Source organism: Frankia canadensis (genome assembly GCF_900197875.1).
GTDB classification, from domain to species: Bacteria; Actinomycetota; Actinomycetes; order Frankiales; family Frankiaceae; genus Frankia; species Frankia canadensis.
Genome location: NZ_FZMO01000045.1, coordinates 1 through 17,792, shown reverse-complemented (window position 1 = coordinate 17,792; position 17,792 = coordinate 1). Strand labels below are relative to the sequence as shown.

The following is a 17,792-nucleotide window of genomic DNA, read 5'->3' as shown; positions in this document are numbered from 1 at the left end:
GACCGGCCCGTCGGCCCAGCCGGGGCCGCCCGGCCCACCCGGCGGGTTGAGCGGGGCGGGTTCGAACCCGGCGATCCCTACCGCCCCGGCCCTGGTGGAGCCGGCTCGCCCATCGGTGCCGCAACGCCCCCGTCGTCCTTTCCGGCCCCGTCGGCCTTTCCGCCGCCGCGCCCGACCGGCCCGTCGGCCCAGCCGGGGCCGCCCGGCCCACCCGGCGGGTTGAGCGGGCCCCCGGGCCCGCTCTACTACCAGCCACCGACCGGTCCCGGCGCCCGCGGCGGCACCGGCTCCCAGGCGGCCTTGCCTCCGCCCGGCGTTCCGGGCGGCCCCCCGGCACCAGGCCCACCGAACGCCGGCCGGCCCCCGTGGCCCTCCCACGACGCCGACCTCACCTACCGCCTCGCCCCTCCGCCTGGCGGCGCCGCGCCCGCCGCGCCTTCCTTCGGCCCCAACCCGCCGGGCGCGCCTTCCTTCGGCCCCAACCCGCCGGGCGCGCCTCCCTTCGGCCCCAACCCGCCGGGCGCGCCTTCCTTCGGCCCCGCCCTGCCCGGGGCCACGCCGACGGGCGCTCCGCCACCGGGCGCCGTTCCCCCGGGGGCCGCACGACCAGGAGCCGCACCCCCGGGGGCCGCACCACCAGGAGCGATGCCGCCGAGCCGCGTGCCTTTCGCTACCCCGACGCCCGGCGTCCCCACCCCCGGTGTCCCGGCTCCCGGCCTTCCCCCGTCTGGCCTTCCCGCGTCTGGCCGTCCCCCGTCTGGCACAGCGCCGGGTCTCCCAGTGCCCGGTGTCTCGGGGCCCGGCGCTCTGATCCCAGGCATCACGCCGTCGAGTCGGTCGGCGACGGGTCCGCACCCGCCCGTCATCGGGCCGGAACCGGCGGCGTTGTTCAGCGGTCCGCGGCCAGACACCGGCGAGGACACCGCGGTGCTCGGCACGGCCGGGCCGCGCGCGGCCCGCGGCGGGCCAGCCGGCGAGCCCCACGCGCGCCTCGCTCCGGACCTGCCGCCGCTGGGCGCCACCGACAGCATTCCGTTGCCGGTCGTGCCGGGTACCGACCCGTTCGGCCTGCCTCCCGCCGCGGCCGCGCGGGACACGGAGCCGGGGCGCGCCGACTCACTTCCCGGGCTCCTGCCCGGTCTGCCTCCGGAGCCCGTGCCGCCCGCCCCGGGCGGCTTCGGCGCCCCCGATCCGACCGGCCGCCTCTCCCCCGGTCGTCCCACCGCCGACCGGCACAAGGTGCTCGTGGACCGGCGGCTGCTGTTCGCCGGCGGCGGCATCCTGATGGCACTCGTGATCCTTTTCGGGGCCCTGGCGTTCACCGGCGGCGACGGTGACAGCGACGCGGCCCGCCCCGGCACTACCCCTGCCGGTTCCGCCTCGCCGTCCGCGAGCCCGGACGGGCAGTCCACCGGCGACCCCCGTGACGCGCTGCGCTCGGCGCTCAACCCGACGGTCATGACCGGATGCGCCGCGCCCCAGCGCAGCGACAGCGCGTACGCCGACGCGACCCTGAGCTGCCGTACCCCGGCCGGCATCGAGGTCACCGCGTTCCACTTCCCGAACCGCTCGGCGGTCGACCGGCAGATCGGCGCGCGGGAGACCTACTACGTCGACGAGGGCAACTGCGACGACGGCCAGCAGAGCTCGGAGCGTTGGAGTTCGTCCGCGCAGCGGGCGGGCGGCAACCGCCTCTGCTACTTCTTCGCGAACCGGTTCTACGAGTTCTGGACCTACGACGACAGCCTGGTCGCCTTCTCCGTCGACGACGCGGAAGCCGGGCATCTCAACGCCTGGTGGCACTCGTTCGACCCGCTGCGTCACTGACCGAACACCGATGTGGGGTAGCGCGTTGGGAGCGCATCCGGGAGCGGGGCGGCGGCCGGCACGACGATGGTGGTCGTCGCCGCTGGCCGCGGCGACCGGCGTCCTGCTCCTTGTCGGAGGCGGGCTGAGCCTGGCGGCCTGCGGCGGATCAGGATCCGACGCGGGCACGCATCCCGCGGCGGGGCCGTCCGCGTCAGGGGGGTCGGCCCGGCCGGCCGGGCGGGCGACACCCGAGCCGAGCGGCACCCTCGACGCGACCGATGCCCATCTGGTGGCGATGTTGCGGCCCTTCGCGGTCACCGACTGCCACACCGCCCCGCGCGGCGCCGGGGTCAGCGCCGCGGTGGACTGCGTTCCCGGTGTGTCGACCGCCGCGGCGGCGCCGGGGGCGGTGTCGGTCGTCCGGTACACGGACGCGGCGACGCTGCGGGCAGACGTGGGCCGCCGCTCCGCCGCGCTCACCGACGTCGGCGAGTGCAGCCGGGGTCAGACCAGCATCGAGCGCTGGGCCCACAGCTCCCGGCGGCGCGGCACGTTCCTGTGCTCCGCCGTCCCGGATCGGTTCTCGGTGTTCTGGACAGTCGACGATGAGCTGCTCGGTTTCTCCGCCGAGGACAGCGACGCGGCTCGCCTGCTGGCCTGGTGGCGCGACTACGACCCGGTCTGAGCCGCACCCGCGCCCTCGCCCGTGCCCGCGGCGGCGGGGCCGCGGGCACGGGCGCGGCGTCTCAGTAGCGCCGTCCCTGCTGGTCGGGATACCCGCGTTCCTGGTACGGGGCCGCGAGCTCGGCGAGGGTCTCCTGCACCCGCTCGACGTGTGGCATGCAGGACAGCGCCATGCGGCCACGCTGGCCGGCGGTCTCCACCAGCAGCCGGCCTGATCCCACCGACCGCTCGAACAGGCTCTGCTGGATCGTCGAACCGACCAGCCAGGCAAGCGGGATGTCCCGACCGGTCCTGGTCAGCAGGCCCTCCCTGATGACCAGGCGATGGTTGGTGATGACGTAGTGGGTGGTCAGCTGGCGCAGCCACGGCAAGGCGCCGAGGTAGGCGATGGCGCCGAGGGCGATGGCGAGCACCAGGTACTGGATGGGCTTCTGCAGCACGCCGCCAGGCGCGAAGAAGACCCCGAGCACCGCGAAGAGCATCGCCGCGACCGTCCACAGCACCGGGCCGATCAGGCTGACCCAATGCGGGTGCAGGTGCAGGACCACCTCTTCGTCCTGGGTGAGGATGTCGTCAGGAAATGCCACGTGACAATCGTCGCATCACCCACCAACGGACCACACCGGGCCCCGCCGGAGCCGCACGCCCGCATCGCGGCCCCGGGCCGCGGGGGAACCGGCCGCCTGGTGACGACGCCGGTCCGGGGCGCGGGATCCACCACACATCCTCACTGTCAGCGCAGGTGGATGATGTCCCCCGCGCTGTAGGCCCGGCCGTCGACGACGAGGCGACCGGTGGAGTCGACATCCGTCGCGGTGCCGAGTTCGGCGGTGCCATCGGGCAGTTCGACCCGTACCTGGCGGCCGATCGTGCCGCACAGCTCCAGGTAGGCGTCACGGGCCCGCTCCGGGTCGGCGGCCCACGCGTCAAGGCTGGTGACGAGCGTGCCGAGGATCGATCCGAGCAGCGCGGTCCGGTCCAGCGCCCGCGGGTCGGCGTCGCACAGGCGCAGGCTCGTCGAGCGTTCCGGTAGTTCGTCCCGCTCAGCGTGGACGTTGAGGCCGAACCCGATGACCACCGACGGATCGGCGGGCGGGATCGGCACCAGTTCCACGAGGACGCCCGCCAGCTTCGCGCCGTCGACCAGGACGTCGTTGGGCCACTTGAGCGTGGCCGGCAGACCGGCGACCGAGCGCACGGTGGAGGCGAGCGCCATGCCGACCACCAGGGGCAGCCACCCCAGCCGGGCGGGTGGGACCGGCAGCCGCAGCAGGAGGGAGACGGTCAGCCCGGCGCCCGGGCGGGACACCCAGGCACGGTCCAGCCGTCCGCGCCCGGCGGTCTGCCGCTCCGCCACGAGCACATGGCCGCGATCCGCCACCTCCGTGCCGTCACCGCCGAGCCGCCAGGCGCGCGCGAGCTCCCGCAGGGCCGGCTCGCCGGCCTCGCCGCGGCCGGCGCGGACCAGGGCGGCGTTGGTCGAGTCGATCTCCTCGACCACCGTGGCGCCGAGGCCGGCGGCTCTCGCGAGCACCACGAGCCTCGCGGCGTCGAGCGGCCCGCGCCGCGAGTCCTCGGCCACCGGGCCCAGGCCGTGGGCCCGTGTGCCCGCCTGCTGGCCGCCCAGGCCCGTGTCCCGCCTGCGCTGGTCCTGGCCGCGTGGCCGCAGGCTGCTGGCCGGGTCTTCTGGATGCTCCGCAGGGCCTGGGTCGAACGTCGAGCTCACCGGGCCAGCCTGCCAGACCGATGGTCGCGAGGCTCACGGGTCGACACGCCTGATCGGGCATCGACTCGACGTCACCCCGGAGTGGTCCCTGCCGGCAACGCCCCAATCTGCCCGAATGCGTCCGCCCCGCAGGCTGGATCGGGCGATGACGGCGTAGGCAGGACATTCGATCCGACGTTTTGGGCCGGCCGGGCAGGGCCCGCTGTGATACGCGATACGGCATGGCAGCCACGCCACCTCTGATTCCTCACAATCGATGAGATCAACTCCACACGAGTCGAGCACGTTGCCATACGGGGGTCGTACGCTGCGGCCTATGGCTCTCCCCGCGTCCGCTGAGGATTCAGCTCCCGACCCCCACACCACCGCAGGGCGACTGGCGCAGCTGCGCAGGGTGAACGACGAGGCCATCCACGCCGGATCGCAGCGAGCCGTGGACGCTCAGCACGCGAAGGGCAAGATGACCGCCCGGGAGCGGATCGAGGCCTTCCTCGACCCCGGGTCGTTCGTGGAGACGGACGCGTTCGCCCGGCACCGGGCACACGACTTCGGGGTGCAGGCCAACCGTCCCTACGGTGACGGCGTGGTGACCGGATACGGCACCGTGGACGGCAGGCAGATCTGCGTGTTCAGCCAGGACTTCACGGTCTTCGGCGGAAGCCTCGGCGAGGTCTTCGGCGAGAAGATCGTCAAGATCATGGACCTGGCGCTGAAGACCGGGTGCCCGGTGGTCGGCATCAACGACTCCGGCGGGGCGCGGATCCAGGAGGGCGTCGTCTCTCTTGGCCTGTATGGCGAGATCTTCTACCGGAACGTGATGGCATCGGGCGTGGTCCCCCAGCTCTCGCTGATCATGGGGCCATGCGCGGGCGGCGCGGTCTACTCGCCGGCGATCACCGACTTCACGCTGATGGTCGACCAGACGAGCCACATGTTCATCACCGGCCCCGACGTCATCAAGGAAGTGACGGGCGAGGACGTCGGGATGGAGGAGCTGGGCGGCGCCGCCACCCACAACTCGCGCAGCGGTGTCGCGCACTTCCAGGCCGCGGACGAGAACGAGTGCCTGGAGCTCGCCCGGGCGCTGCTGTCCTTCCTCCCCTCGAACAACCTCGACGACGCGCCGGCGTACGACGCGGTGGACGACCTGGCCGACGAGGTGGACCCCGAGCTCGACACGTTCATCCCGGACTCGCCGAACACGCCGTACGACATGCACGAGATCATCGAGCGGCTGGTCGACGACGGCGACTTCCTCGAGGTGCACGCGCAGTTCGCGCAGAACCTGATCGTCGGTTTCGGCCGGGTCGACGGCCGGTCCGTCGGCGTGGTCGCCAACCAGCCCATGCAGTTCGCCGGCACGCTCGACATCGACGCCAGCGAGAAGGCCGCCCGCTTCGTGCGCACCTGCGACGCCTTCAACATCCCGGTTCTGACCCTGGTGGACGTGCCGGGATTCCTGCCGGGCACGTCGCAGGAATGGAACGGGATCATCCGGCGCGGCGCCAAGCTGATCTACGCCTACGCCGAGGCGACGGTCCCCAAGGTCACCGTGATCACGCGGAAGGCCTACGGCGGCGCCTACGACGTGATGGGCTCGAAGCACCTGCGGGCGGACATCAACCTCGCCTGGCCCACCGCCGAGATCGCCGTCATGGGCGCGCGGGGCGCGGTCAACATCATCTACCGGCGCGACCTGGCGAAGGCCGAGTCGCCGGACACCCGCCGGGCCGAACTGATCCAGGACTACACGGATCACTTCGCGACTCCCTACATCGCCGCCGAGCGGGGTTACCTCGACGCGGTGATCATCCCCTCCGAGACCCGGAGAGAGATCATCCGCGCGCTTCGCCTGCTGCGGACCAAGCGTGAGTCGCTGCCGCCGAAGAAGCACGGCAACATTCCGCTGTAGATCCTTCCAGGTGATGTCAGAGGCGACGCACGGACGGACGGCCCTGCCGTCCGGAAACCGCACGGGCGACCGTTTCCGGCCAGCCCGCCATGTACCAGTCGAGCAGGGAGAGGACCGTGGCGCAGGACGACGGCGGGCAGAACGAGCGGCCCCGGCTGCGGCTGATCCGCGGGAATGCCACTGCGGAGGAGATCGCCGCCGTGGTGGCCGTCTTCGCCGCACGCTCGGCCCCGGTGGCGGACACCGCGCGCCCAGCTCGATCCCCCTGGGCCGAGCCCACCCATGCACTTCGCGGACCCTTGCAGGTCGGCGTGGGTGCGTGGCGTCGCTCCGGAATGAGCCCGGGTACGCGTACTCGGGCCGGCTGGTGACCGAACGGAAGTACAAACGATGAGATGTCGGCGGCATCACATCTGGGTTCGACGAGAACGAGCTGTGCGGCCCGACTCGCCTAAACTCGGGCATGCCGGACGAGGACGGGAGCGACGTGCGTAAGATCCTCATTGCCAACCGGGGCGAGATTGCGGTTCGGGTGGCCCGCGCGTGCCGCGACGCCGGGTACACCAGCGTCGCGGTGTATGCCGAGCCGGATTTGGACGCGCTACATGTGCGAGTGGCGGACGAGGCATTCGCTCTCGGTGGGAACACGCCCGGTGACTCCTACCTTCGGATCGACAAGATTCTGGACGCGTGCAAGTCATCCGGGGCTGACGCTGTTCATCCCGGATACGGCTTCCTCTCCGAGAACGCCGACTTCGCCGAGGCCGTGATCGCCGCCGGCCTCACCTGGATCGGCCCGCCGCCTGAGGCGATCCGCCGTCTGGGCGACAAGACCGCGGCCCGCCACATCGCGCTGGCGGTGGGCGCCCCCCTCGCTCCGGGCACCGCTGATCCGGTGTCCGGTGTGGAGGAGGTCGTCGCGTTCGCCGAGCAGTACGGGCTGCCGGTCGCCATCAAGGCGGCGTTCGGCGGCGGCGGGCGTGGCCTCAAGGTGGCATGGACCGCCGAGGAGCTGCCCGAGCTGTTCGACAGCGCCGTCCGGGAGGCGGTGGCCGCCTTCGGCCGAGGCGAATGCTTCGTCGAGCGGTACCTGGACCAGCCCCGGCACGTGGAGACCCAGGTCCTCGCGGACTCGCACGGCAATGTCGTCGTCGTCGGCACGCGGGACTGCTCCCTGCAGCGGCGATACCAGAAGCTCGTCGAGGAGGCGCCGGCGCCGTTCCTGTCGGAGGAGCAGCTCACCTCGCTGTACGAGGCGTCGAAGGCCATCTGCCGCAAGGCGGGGTACGAGGGCGCCGGGACGGTCGAGTTCCTGGTCGCCCGCGACGGCATGATCAGCTTCCTTGAGGTGAACACCCGCCTGCAGGTCGAGCACCCGGTGACGGAAGAGGTCTCCGGCATCGACCTGGTGCGCGCGCAGTTCCGGATCGCCGAAGGTGAGGCGCTCGACTTCACCGATCCCGCTCCGCGCGGCCATTCGATCGAGTTCCGGATCAACGGCGAGGACCCGGGACGCAACTTCCTGCCCGCTCCGGGCACCGTGACCACCTTCGTCGCGCCGGCGGGCCCCGGCGTCCGTCTCGACGCCGGCATCGAGAGCGGCAGCGTCATCGGCGGCGCGTTCGACTCCCTGCTGGCCAAGCTGATCGTCACGGGCGCTTCCCGCGAGGAAGCCCTCGAGCGTGCCCGCCGCGCCCTGGACGAGATGGTCGTGGACGGCATGGCCACCGCGCTGCCCTTCCACCGCGCGGTCGTCCGGGACCCCGCCTTCGCACCTGAGAACGCCGCCGAACCGTTCCGCATCCACAACCGCTGGATCGAGACCGAGTTCGACAACACCATCCCCGCCTTCACCGGTGGCACCGACGCCGACACGAGCACCGAGCCCCGCGAGGCGGTGATCGTCGAGGTCGGCGGCAAGCGCCTCGAGGTGGTGCTCCCGGCCGGGTTCGGCGCGACCGCGACGGCGTCCGCCAAGGGCGCGGCGCCCAGGCGGAAGTCCCGCGGCGCGGCCGCCGCCAAGGTGACAGGCGACGCGCTCACCAGCCCCATGCAGGGCACCATCGTCAAGGTGGCGGTGAACGAGGGCGACACGGTCGCCGCCGGTGACCTCGTGATCGTCCTGGAAGCCATGAAGATGGAGCAGCCCATCAACGCGCACCGCGACGGCAGGATCACTGATCTCGCCGCGGCCGTCGGCGCGGTGGTGACCAGCGGCGCCGTCCTGTGTGAGATCAAGGACTGACCCCGCCGGCCCGCCGTCGGCTGTCTCACCACGTCTGTCCGCTTCGTAAGCTGCGGATATGAGCGACGGCGAAGACAGCTCGACGGCGGGCGGCCAGGACGGCACCGTGACCGCCACCGAGCAGGAACAGCAGCGCCCGCCACTGACGGGTCGGATCTACTACCTCCTGGGTGGCACGCTTCCGTCGACCTATCGCGCATGGATCTCGCACGATCTGACCGGTTCCGGCTGGCGGACGCGGCAGGCGGCACGTCCCGTCCTGCTGATGGCGCCGTTCGCGGTGATCTTCGCACTGCTTCCGGGAGCGATCGCCGTCCGCGCGACCGTGGTCGCCTTCCTGCTGGTCTCGGGGGCGGGGCTGGGATTCGCGACCAGCGGGTACTTCCGTAACCGACGGCTCGAACAGCACGGTTTTCCTCCCGTACTGGCCGTCGAGGACGACGACGACGAGTAGGGCCGCACCCACCCGGTGCCATACCGCGCGCGATGCGCACCCTCCGGCGGATGGTGCGCACGCACAGAACGAGCAGACCGATGACGGCACCGGCGGGCCGCGGTACCCCGGACGAGCCTCGTGCACCCACGTCGGCATTCACAGCCGCTCCTTCCGGCGGGGACTGGTCGGCGACATTCGCACGGCCCAGCGCAGGACATCCACGTCTCCGCTCATGGCGACGCCCGCCAGAAAAGCAGTGCGGATTTCGAACACGGGTTCGATGGTAGCGGATGAGGCCGGCGCCGACAATGACGCCCTTTGGCGATGAGTGGCTCCAAGAAGAAACCACACTGCCAAGAAATACCCTGGCGAACGCCATCCGCGGAGCTCGCAACCAAAAAGCCAATGAAAAGAATTCTCCGGCGCACGGTGGATTCGGCTCGACAGCGGACCTATGCTTCGGGTGACAGACCCGCTCGATCGACCGGTGGGCGCGCAGATGTCACTGCCCGGAGCAGGCCAGCGATGCGCGTAGCGACCTGACTGCCGGCGGTCCAGCACCGCCGGCAGCCGTTTCCGTGACCGCGCCTCACCTCAGGCCGGATTGTCGAAGCCCGCGAAGAAGTCCCTGGGTCGCAGGACGCGGGCGGCCTCGGTGATGGAGCCGGACAGCGACGGATAGATGGAGAAGGTGTGCGCGATCTGATCGACGGTAAGACCGTGTTCGACCGCGAGCGCCACGGACAGAATCAGTTCGGAGGCGCGCGGTGCGACAATGACGCCACCCAGGACGCTTCCGCTCCCGGGACGGCAGAACAGTTTGACGAAACCGTCCTCGACACCCATCATCTTTGCTCGGGGATTACGCGAGAGCGGCACGGTCGTCACCTCGGCCGCCACCGCGCCGGTGTCCTTCATCACCTGGGTGACGCCGACGGTGGCGATCTCCGGCTCGGTGAAGATATTGGACGACACGGTGCCGAGCCGCAGCGGGCTGACCGCCTCGCCGAGCGCATGCCACATCGCGATCCGGCCCTGCATCGCCGCGACCGAGGCGAGCGGCAGCACGCCGGTGCAGTCACCAGCCGCGTAGACGCCGGGAACCGAGGTGCGCGACATCCGGTCGACGTTCACGTGCCCGCCCGGACCGAGCCGGACGCCGACGTCGGTCAGGCCGAGGCCCTTCGTTCGCGGCACCGAGCCCACCGCCATCAGGGCGTGGCTGCCCGTCACCGTGCGTCCGTCGGTGAGTTCGACGATCACCCCGTCTCCGATCCGGCGGACGGACGCCGCACGCGAGCGGTTCAGCACCTCGATCCCGCGCCGCACGAAGACCTCCTCGATGACCCGCGCCGCGTCCGGATCCTCGCCCGGCAGGACCCGCTCCCGCGACGACACCAGGGTGACCTCCGCGCCGAGCGCACGGTAGGCGCTCGCGAACTCGGCCCCGGTGACACCCGAGCCGACGACCACCAGATGCTCCGGGATCTCCTTGAGGTCGTAGAGATGGCGCCAGGTGAGAATGCGCTCGCCATCCGGCTGCGCCGTCGACAGGTCCCGGGGCGAGGCACCCGTCGCGATGAGGATCACATCGCCCACGAAGGTCTCACCGCTGCTCGTCTCGATCGCGTGCGGGCCGACGAGCCGGCCGGCGGCATGAACCACCTCGACCCTCTCCCGCTGCAGCCGACGCTCGATGTCCGCCGACTGCGCCTTCGCGAGCTCCCGGACCCGCTCGTACACCTGCTCAGGCTCTACGCTGACGACTTCGGGCGGAGTGAGCGCCGGACCCGAATCGGCACTGCTCGGCATTCCCCAGGCGACCGCGGGCAGCGCCGGCTCGCCACCGGCACCGGGGCCGTGGGGCTGGATGCCGAGCCCCGGAGCGAGTGCGAGGTTCGTCATGGTTTCCGACGTCGCGATCAAGGTCTTGGAGGGAACGCAGTCGGTGAGCACGCAGGCACCGCCGATACCGTCCGAGTCGATGACCGTGACGGTCGCGCCGAGCGACGCTCCCACAAGCGCCGCCTCGTAGCCGCCAGGTCCTCCGCCGAGAATGACGATGCGCGTCACGTGTCCTCCCGATCTGACATCTCCTCCTTTCATCTTCCCCCGTCCCGAAGTCCGCGCTCCTCCCGGTGCGGAGTGCTCCGTAGGATCACACCCGGAGGTCGAGGGTTCGATGTCATACAAGTCACCTAACTTCCATCATTGAACCGAAAAGCGTGTTCCATAACCACGCACCGTCACCCCGAGAGACGACGATGACCTTGTACGCGGCCTACGCCGGCAATCTTGACCCGGCGCAGATGAAGGAGCGGGCGCCCCACTCGCCTGTCACCGGCACCGGTTGGATCGACGGGTGGCGACTCACGTTCGGCGGCGAGAACGTCGGGTGGGACGGTGCCCTCGCCACCATCGTCGAGTCCGCGGGCAAGCACGCCTACGTGCTCCTCTACGACCTCGACCGCTACGACCTGGAGCGACTCGACATCTGGGAGGGCGCCGACACGGGGCTGTACACCCGCATCCGCGTCCGGGTGTCGACCCTGGACGGCGAGGCCCTCGCCTGGACCTACATCCTCAACTCCTATGAGGGTGGCCTGCCGTCCCGGTGGTACCTGGACATGATCGCCAATTCCGCGGAGAAGGCGGGCGCGCCCGCCGACTACGTCGAGGAGCTGCGCGCCCGGCCCAGCGCCTGACCGGCGGCCGCGAACCTGAGCCGGATCAGGCCGCGGCAGGAGGCCTGCGCAACAGCTCCACCGCGGCGCCCGCGAGCAGGCGGACGCCAACGCCGATGGCCCGTTCGTCCACGTCGAAGGCGCCCTGATGAAGGTCGTAGGTGGCACCACCGGGCACCCGCGTGCCCAGCCGGGCCAGTGCTCCCGGCACGTGGTTGAGGTACCAGCCGAAGTCCTCACCGCCCAGCGACTGGGCGACGGTCCTCGACGCGCCATGCCCCAACGACCGGTCGACAACGCTCTGGAAGACATCCACGACCTCGGCGCTGTTCACCACCGGCGGCACTCCGCGGCGATAGTCGACCACGATCTGCGCGCCGTACGGCGCGACTATCTGCTCGGCGAGGCCCGTTACCAGTGTCGGGACGGTCTCCCAGGTCTCCCGGGACAGGGTGCGCACGGTGCCGCGCAGCTGGCCGCTGCGCGGAATCGCGTTCGCGACCGTGCCGGCCTGGATCTGCCCCCACACCATCGACAGCGCCGAGCGCGGGTCGACCAGCCGGCCCAGCGCGGCGGGCAGGTCGGTGGCGAGCCGGGCCATCGCGTAGATCAGATCCACGGTGTTCTGCGGGCGGGAGGTGTGGCCGCCGGGCCCAGCGACCGTGATCTCCACCGCGTCGGCGGCCGACGTGATCGGCCCCGTGCGCAGCCCGATGGTCCCGGCGTCGAGCGCGGGATCACAGTGGACGGCGATCGCCGCCGACGCCGGCTTCAGCACGCCGGCGTCGATCACGTCCAGCGCGCCACCCGGCATCAGCTCCTCCGCCGGCTGGAACACCAGGCGGATCGTGCCCGGCAGCGGCGCCGTCCGGGCGTACTCCGCGAGCGCCAGACCTGTGCCCAACGTCACCACGGTGTGCACGTCATGCCCGCACGCATGCGCCACCCCGGGCACGGTGGACCGGTAGGGCACGTTCTTGCTGTCCGGCAGGGGCAGCGCGTCGAGGTCGGCGCGAACGATCACCACCGGCGCCGCGGGATCCGCATCCACGCCGACCCCGATGTCACACCACAGCCCAGGTACGTCCGGCAGCCGCTGCGGCGACAGCCCGGCCGCGCGCAGTCGCGCCTCCACCTGTCCGGCCGTGCGCCGCTCCTGGCGGCCGAGTTCCGGATGCGCGTGCAGGTCGCGGCGCAGGGCGACCAGCTCGGACTCATGAGCGGCCACCCACCCGGCGACCGCGGCGATCTCGTTGGCCTCCATCTGTCGGCCAGGCTCCTCCCTCGATCCCCATCCCGCGGCGCGACGCGCACAACCGGCCGTAAACGGCACGCGGGCTGTCGGATGCCGCCGCGACCCGCCGGCCGGGGGCTAGAAGCCCACGACCGGACGTCCGGCGTTCATCTCCTCCAGCAGGGTATCGACCACCCGCGCGAGATCTCCGTCAGCACGCCCCGCGGCGGCCCGCTGACGTGTGTAGCTCGCCCCGGCCTCGAGAATGACCAGCACGTCGGACAGCTCTCGCGCACACCCGAGCCGGTGGGCGACCGGGAGCAGGTCTTCCACCAGATCCACCAGGTCGTCCCGGACGGACCGCACCGCCCCGTGACCATCGATCATGATCTGGGCGTCGAGGCCGTAGCGGGCCGCCCGCCACTTGTTCTCCTGCACCAGCCACCGCTGCGGCCTAGGAAGGCTGTAGCCGCGGTCGATCTGGGTGTTCATCCGGTCGACGAGGCACTGCGCCAGCGCCGCGACCGCGCCGACCTCCATCAGGGTCGGCAGGCCGTCGCAGATCCGCAGCTCGACGGTGCCGAAGTTGGGATGCGGCCGGATGTCCCACCACACCTCGCGGATCGTCTCGATCGTCCCGGACGTCACGAGCGTGCCCATGAACGTCTCGAACCCCGCCCAGTCCTCCAGCGGGTAGGGCAGGCCCGCCGTGGGCAGGCTCGCGAACACCTGGGAGCGCGACGACGCGAGCCCCGTGTCGTCCCCCAGCCAGTAGGGCGACGACGCGGACAGCGCGAGGAAGTGCGGGATGTGCGCCATCAGCGCGTTCATGATCGGCATGGCCTTGTCGGGCGAGCGCACACCGACGTGCACGTGCACCCCGAAGATCAGCAGCCGCCGGGCGAGCCACTGCATCTGGCTGACCAGCCGGGAGTACCGGATGTCGTCGGTGATCCGCTGATGGGTGTAGTCGCTGAGCGGATGGGTGCCGCTGCACATCAGCGCGACCCCGCGGCGCTCCGCGAGGTCGCGCAGCAGCGAGACGGTGCCGGCCAGGTCGGCGGTGGCCTCCCCGACCGACCCGCACACCCCGGTGATGACCTCGATGGTCGACTCGAACAGCTCGTGCTTCGCCTTGGCCGCCTCCCGCTCGCCGACCTTGGCGCGCAGTTCCTCCAGGATCGCGGTGGCCTCTCCGCGCAGCTGCCGGGTCTGCTGGTCGACAAGCTGCAGTTCCCACTCGATACCGAGACTGGAGCTCGCCGACGACGAGAACGGGATCTGCACTCGGGCTCCTCGGCTCGGGGCGGCACCGACTGGGGACAGCCGTCATCGCTGCGCCGCACGCACGGACAGCGAGAAGTGATTACCCCGTTCGATCCGCTGCTACCCCGACACCTGCCGAGGAATCCGGCGGGCCCGGCCGGCCTAGCCGGCGGCGCCCGCGGCGGGCGGCGAGGCGATGACGCGAACCCCGAGCTCACGCAGCTGGCGGTCGGTCACCGGCGTGGGCGCCCCGGTCAGCGGATCCAGCCCGGACTGGGTCTTCGGGAAGGCGATCACCTCACGGATGTTCTCCTCCCCCACCAGAATGGCCACCAGCCGGTCGATGCCGACGGCGAAGCCACCATGCGGCGGCGCGCCGTACCCGAACGGGGTGAGGAAGAAGCCGAACCGGGCGTTCGCCTCCTCGGGGGTGATGCCGAGCAGGCCGAAGATCCGCTGCTGGAGCTCGCCCTCGTGGATCCGGATCGAGCCGGACCCGAGCTCCCAGCCGTTGAGCACCAGGTCGTAGGCCCGGCTGCGGACCTCCAGCGGTGCCGACTCCAGCTTGTCCAGGTCATCCGGATGCGGCCGGGTGAAGGGATGATGGCCGGGCTTCGGCCGCCCGGTCGCCGCGTCGATCCCGACGAACAGCGGGAAGTCGACCACCCACACGAACCGCAGCGGGCCCTGCCCAGCGGGCGGGCGACCGAGATCATTGCGCAGCTGCCCGAGTACCTCGCAGGTCGTCGACCACTCGTCGGCGACCAGCAGCAGGAGGTCACCCTCGGCGGCGTCGGTCGCCGCGACGATGCCGGCGACCTCGGCGTCGCTGAGGAACTTGCGTACCGGCGACTCCAGCTCACCACCGGCGGCGACCCGCATCCACACCAGGCCCTTCGCGCCCAGCGACTTGGCCCGCTCGGTCAGATCGTCGAGGCGGCGCCGGTTGTGCGACGCCGAGCCGCCAGGCACCCGGATGCCCTTGATCGCCGCCGCCCCGGCGAAGGCCTTGAAACCGCTGCCGGCGAACACCTCGGTGAGCTCGACGAGCTCCATCCCGAACCGCAGGTCCGGCTTGTCCGCGCCGAAGCGGTTCATCGCCTCGTGCCAGGTGATCCGCTCGATCGGCGGCACCGGGCCGTCCGTCACCGCCGCCGCGGCGGCGAGCACCGCGGCGGACACCACGTCGAGCACGTCGTCCTGGTCGACGAAGCTCATCTCCAGGTCAAGCTGGGTGAACTCGTACTGGCGGTCGGCGCGCAGATCCTCGTCGCGCAGGCAGCGGGCGAACTGGAAGTACCGGTCAGTGCCGCCCACCATGAGCAGCTGCTTGAACAGCTGCGGCGACTGCGGCAGCGCGTAGAAGCTGCCCGGGAACTGCCGGGACGGGACGATGAACTCCCGCGCGCCCTCCGGCGTCGACGGCATCAGCAGCGGCGTCTCCACCTCGACGAAGTCACGCGGCCCGAGCGCCGCGCGCATCGCGGCGAGCACCGCCGAGCGCGCCCGCAGGTTGCGCTGCATCCGCTCGCGGCGCAGGTCGAGGTAGCGGTAGGCGAGGCGGGTCGACTCGTCGACCGCGTCGGCCCGGTCGTCGAGGGGGAACGGCGGCGGGGTGGCGGTCGAGAGGATCTCGACCGCGCAGTCGCGCAGCTCGACCTCGCCGGTGGCCAGCGCCGGGTTCGCGGTGCCCTCCGGGCGGATGACCACCGTGCCCGTCACCCGCAGCACGTACTCCGAGCGGACGTCGACCGAACCGTCGACGACGACCTGCACGAGGCCGGAGTGATCCCGCAGATCGACGAACGTCAGCGACTGCCCGTGCTGGCGGCGGTGCGCGACCCAGCCGCACACCGAGACGGTCCGGTCGACGTGATCAGCCCGCAGGTCACCACACAGGTGCGTGCGCATGGCCGTGCGCTGCCCGCCGGCCGGGGCATCCCCCGGGACCGGAATCGGAAGCTCGCCGGTGGCCGGCTGGGTTGTAGTCATCGGTCCGTCGTTCCCATCACTGTCCGGTTCGGCCCGCCGAGCATGCTCCGTGCCCGGTCTGGTGGCGGCATGTGCCCGTCCGGTGGCGACATCGTCACGCTCACCGCGGGTCCCGCCCCGACCCTATCGGCCGCTGTGCCCCGACGGTCCGATCAGGCCACTCCAGGGCCCGCGGCCGCCCACCGCCAAGCGCCGAGACCCCGGCCGGCCCGGCTCAGCGACGCAGGGCCCGGCTCAGCGACGCAGGGCCCGGATGAATCGGCCCGCCTCGGTCCGCAGCCGGGCCGGGACGCGCAGGATCTGCCGTCCCCGCGGGGTGGCGAGCTCCATGGTGATCACGTCGCCGTGCTTGACCCCCCGTGACGCCGACACCTCCCGCCGGTCGAACACGACGTCGAACCAGTCGCCCTCCCGCGGGAACGGCGCCAGCACCAGCAGCCGCCGGTCGGTCAGCATGATCCACCGCGAGGCTCCCACCCGGTGCCCGACGAACGACTCGACCTTCGCGGTGAGCCGCCCCGGGCCGTCCGGGTCGGTGAGCCGGCCGCGCAGTACGACCTCGGTGAACTCCCCCGGCTCCAGGGGAACCTGCGGGAGCCGGCGGTGGGACGGCAACAGGGACACGCGCGCCAGTCTCCTCCACCGGCGCCGTACAGTCGCCGGGTGCGGCAGTGGGAGGTCGGCGCGACGGTGGGCGAGGCGAACGTGAACCATGTGACCGTGAACGAAACGGACGCCGACGACACGACCGCCGACGGCACGATCGGGTCGCCCACGATCGTGGACGGCGCCGTCGCCACCGATGCGATCATGGACGATGCGATCGTGGGCGGTGGTCTCACGGACGGTGCCCTCGCGGACGGTGTGAGCGTGCCCCGCCCGGAGCCGGCCGGCCCGGGCGCGAGCGACGGAAACGGGGAGTCGGACGCCGCCTCGTCGGCCGCCCGGCTCGCGGAGCTGACCGGCGCCACGCGGCACGACGTCGCGATCATGCTGGGATCGGGCTGGCGGCCGGCCGCCGACGTGCTGGCCGCTCACGCCGACGAGGTCACCGAGGTCAGCTTCGCGCAGCTCGGCGGATTCCCGATGGGGACGCAGGTGCCCGGTCACCGACCGGTCGCCCGTTCCGTGCGCGTCGGCGATCGCCGCCTGCTCATCTTCCTCGGCCGCGTGCACGCCTACGAGGGCCACCCGCTGTCCCAGGTCGTGCACGCGGTCCACCTCAGCCGCGCCGCCGGTGCGTCCGCCGTCGTCCTGACGAACGCGGCTGGTGGCCTGCGCGACGACCTGCGCATCGGCCAGCCGGTGCTCATCGCCGACCATCTCAACCTGACGGGACGGTCACCGCTGGTGGGGGCGGCTTTCACCGACCTGACCGACGCGTACTCCCCCCGGCTGCGCGCGCTCGCCCGGGCGGTCGACCCGACCCTCGTCGAGGGTGTCTACGCCGGCCTGCCCGGCCCGCACTTCGAGACGCCGGCGGAGATCAGGATGCTGCGGGTGCTCGGCGCCGACCTGGTGGGAATGTCGACCGTGCACGAGACGATCGCCGCCCGGGCGCTCGGCGTCGAGGTGCTCGGCCTGTCGCTGGTGACCAACCTGGCCGCCGGGATGACCGGCCAGCCGCTGGACCACCTGGAGGTGCTGGCCGCCGGCGCGGCCGCCGCCGAGCGGATGGGTGTCCTGCTCGCCGACGTCGTCACCCGGATCTGACCGACCCGGCCGCGCCTCGCGACGATGCCGCCTACCGCCGACCCCCGCCCCGGCCCGCCGGGCACACCGCCCCCCAGGACATCCGCGGAGC

General features: G+C 71.9%; 16 protein-coding genes. 8 read left to right on the top strand and 8 right to left on the bottom strand.

The features are described from left to right. The first annotated feature begins 927 nt into the window (after window positions 1-927). On the top strand, window positions 928-1,827 hold the full coding sequence (locus C1A33_RS05475) for a hypothetical protein (RefSeq protein WP_133150567.1): 900 nt from the start codon (window positions 928-930) through the stop codon (window positions 1,825-1,827). 25 nt (window positions 1,828-1,852) lie between these two features. Beyond that, window positions 1,853-2,494 carry a hypothetical protein gene (locus C1A33_RS05470; RefSeq protein ID WP_207770174.1) on the top strand — a complete coding sequence of 214 codons (642 nt, stop codon included), beginning with the start codon at window positions 1,853-1,855 and terminating at the stop codon, window positions 2,492-2,494. Between the two features lie 61 nt (window positions 2,495-2,555). Here the strand turns inward: C1A33_RS05470 and C1A33_RS05465 are convergent, their stop codons facing one another. Both C1A33_RS05465 and C1A33_RS05460 read right to left on the bottom strand, forming a co-directional pair. Then, window positions 2,556-3,080, bottom strand: coding sequence for a PH domain-containing protein (locus C1A33_RS05465; RefSeq protein ID WP_101830426.1), 525 nt, complete (start codon window positions 3,078-3,080; stop codon window positions 2,556-2,558). 146 nt (window positions 3,081-3,226) lie between these two features. Further along, complete coding sequence (locus C1A33_RS05460) at window positions 3,227-4,219, bottom strand: biotin--[acetyl-CoA-carboxylase] ligase (protein WP_101830425.1); 993 nt, start codon at window positions 4,217-4,219, stop codon at window positions 3,227-3,229. 316 nt (window positions 4,220-4,535) lie between these two features. On the opposite strand from C1A33_RS05460, the gene C1A33_RS05455 reads away from it, so the two are divergent. Further along, window positions 4,536-6,131 carry an acyl-CoA carboxylase subunit beta gene (locus tag C1A33_RS05455; RefSeq protein ID WP_101830424.1) on the top strand — a complete coding sequence of 532 codons (1,596 nt, stop codon included), beginning with the start codon at window positions 4,536-4,538 and terminating at the stop codon, window positions 6,129-6,131. A 16-nt stretch (window positions 6,132-6,147) separates the two neighbouring features. Here the strand turns inward: C1A33_RS05455 and C1A33_RS36270 are convergent, their stop codons facing one another. Continuing rightward, window positions 6,148-6,375, bottom strand: coding sequence for a hypothetical protein (locus C1A33_RS36270; RefSeq protein WP_243407222.1), 228 nt, complete (start codon window positions 6,373-6,375; stop codon window positions 6,148-6,150). On the opposite strand from C1A33_RS36270, the gene C1A33_RS05450 reads away from it, so the two are divergent. From C1A33_RS05450 to C1A33_RS05440, 3 genes are all read left to right on the top strand, one after another. Next, window positions 6,332-6,502 carry a hypothetical protein gene (locus C1A33_RS05450; protein ID WP_243407221.1) on the top strand — a complete coding sequence of 57 codons (171 nt, stop codon included), beginning with the start codon at window positions 6,332-6,334 and terminating at the stop codon, window positions 6,500-6,502. The genes C1A33_RS36270 and C1A33_RS05450 overlap by 44 nt on opposite strands. 116 nt (window positions 6,503-6,618) lie before the next feature. Further along, window positions 6,619-8,376, top strand: a complete 1,758-nt coding sequence (locus C1A33_RS05445) for an ATP-binding protein (RefSeq protein ID WP_101830429.1) — start codon at window positions 6,619-6,621, stop codon at window positions 8,374-8,376. A 58-nt stretch (window positions 8,377-8,434) separates the two neighbouring features. Next, window positions 8,435-8,830 carry a DUF5313 family protein gene (locus C1A33_RS05440; protein ID WP_101830423.1) on the top strand — a complete coding sequence of 132 codons (396 nt, stop codon included), beginning with the start codon at window positions 8,435-8,437 and terminating at the stop codon, window positions 8,828-8,830. Window positions 8,831-9,406: 576 nt separating this feature from the next. On the opposite strand, the gene C1A33_RS05435 is transcribed toward C1A33_RS05440, so the two are convergent. After that, on the bottom strand, window positions 9,407-10,885 hold the full coding sequence (locus C1A33_RS05435; RefSeq protein ID WP_101830422.1) for an NAD(P)H-quinone dehydrogenase: 1,479 nt from the start codon (window positions 10,883-10,885) through the stop codon (window positions 9,407-9,409). A 191-nt stretch (window positions 10,886-11,076) separates the two neighbouring features. On the opposite strand from C1A33_RS05435, the gene C1A33_RS05430 reads away from it, so the two are divergent. Beyond that, the gene (locus tag C1A33_RS05430) at window positions 11,077-11,517 is read left to right on the top strand and encodes a gamma-glutamylcyclotransferase family protein (protein WP_101830421.1); all 441 of its coding nucleotides are present in this window, start codon (window positions 11,077-11,079) and stop codon (window positions 11,515-11,517) included. A gap of 25 nt (window positions 11,518-11,542) precedes the next feature. Here the strand turns inward: C1A33_RS05430 and C1A33_RS05425 are convergent, their stop codons facing one another. The 4 genes from C1A33_RS05425 to C1A33_RS05410 form a co-directional block, all read right to left on the bottom strand. Next, on the bottom strand, window positions 11,543-12,760 hold the full coding sequence (locus C1A33_RS05425) for an amidohydrolase (RefSeq protein ID WP_101830420.1): 1,218 nt from the start codon (window positions 12,758-12,760) through the stop codon (window positions 11,543-11,545). Between the two features lie 108 nt (window positions 12,761-12,868). Continuing rightward, window positions 12,869-14,017 (bottom strand): glutamate--cysteine ligase, encoded by a 1,149-nt coding sequence (locus C1A33_RS05420; RefSeq protein ID WP_101830419.1) that lies wholly within the window; start codon window positions 14,015-14,017, stop codon window positions 12,869-12,871. Window positions 14,018-14,158: 141 nt separating this feature from the next. Next, the gene (aspS, locus tag C1A33_RS05415; protein ID WP_101830418.1) at window positions 14,159-15,988 is read right to left on the bottom strand and encodes an aspartate--tRNA ligase; all 1,830 of its coding nucleotides are present in this window, start codon (window positions 15,986-15,988) and stop codon (window positions 14,159-14,161) included. Window positions 15,989-16,222: 234 nt separating this feature from the next. Beyond that, the gene (locus C1A33_RS05410; protein WP_101830417.1) at window positions 16,223-16,612 is read right to left on the bottom strand and encodes a hypothetical protein; all 390 of its coding nucleotides are present in this window, start codon (window positions 16,610-16,612) and stop codon (window positions 16,223-16,225) included. A gap of 186 nt (window positions 16,613-16,798) precedes the next feature. Here C1A33_RS05410 and C1A33_RS05405 point away from each other — a divergent pair, with 186 nt between their 5' ends. Next, window positions 16,799-17,701, top strand: coding sequence for a purine-nucleoside phosphorylase (locus tag C1A33_RS05405; RefSeq protein WP_101830428.1), 903 nt, complete (start codon window positions 16,799-16,801; stop codon window positions 17,699-17,701). Window positions 17,702-17,792: the final 91 nt, after the last annotated feature.

What these genes read in the sequence shown, in the direction of transcription:
- C1A33_RS05455 (WP_101830424.1), top strand. Translation starts at nt 4,536, where the DNA reads ATGGCTCTCCCCGCGTCCGCTGAGGATTCAGCTCCCGACCCCCACACC.
- C1A33_RS05440 (WP_101830423.1), top strand. Translation starts at nt 8,435, where the DNA reads ATGAGCGACGGCGAAGACAGCTCGACGGCGGGCGGCCAGGACGGCACC.
- C1A33_RS05430 (WP_101830421.1), top strand. Translation starts at nt 11,077, where the DNA reads ATGACCTTGTACGCGGCCTACGCCGGCAATCTTGACCCGGCGCAGATG.
- C1A33_RS05425 (WP_101830420.1), bottom strand. Translation starts at nt 12,760, where the DNA reads ATGGAGGCCAACGAGATCGCCGCGGTCGCCGGGTGGGTGGCCGCTCAT.
- aspS (WP_101830418.1), bottom strand. Translation starts at nt 15,988, where the DNA reads ATGACTACAACCCAGCCGGCCACCGGCGAGCTTCCGATTCCGGTCCCG.
- C1A33_RS05405 (WP_101830428.1), top strand. Translation starts at nt 16,799, where the DNA reads ATGGACGATGCGATCGTGGGCGGTGGTCTCACGGACGGTGCCCTCGCG.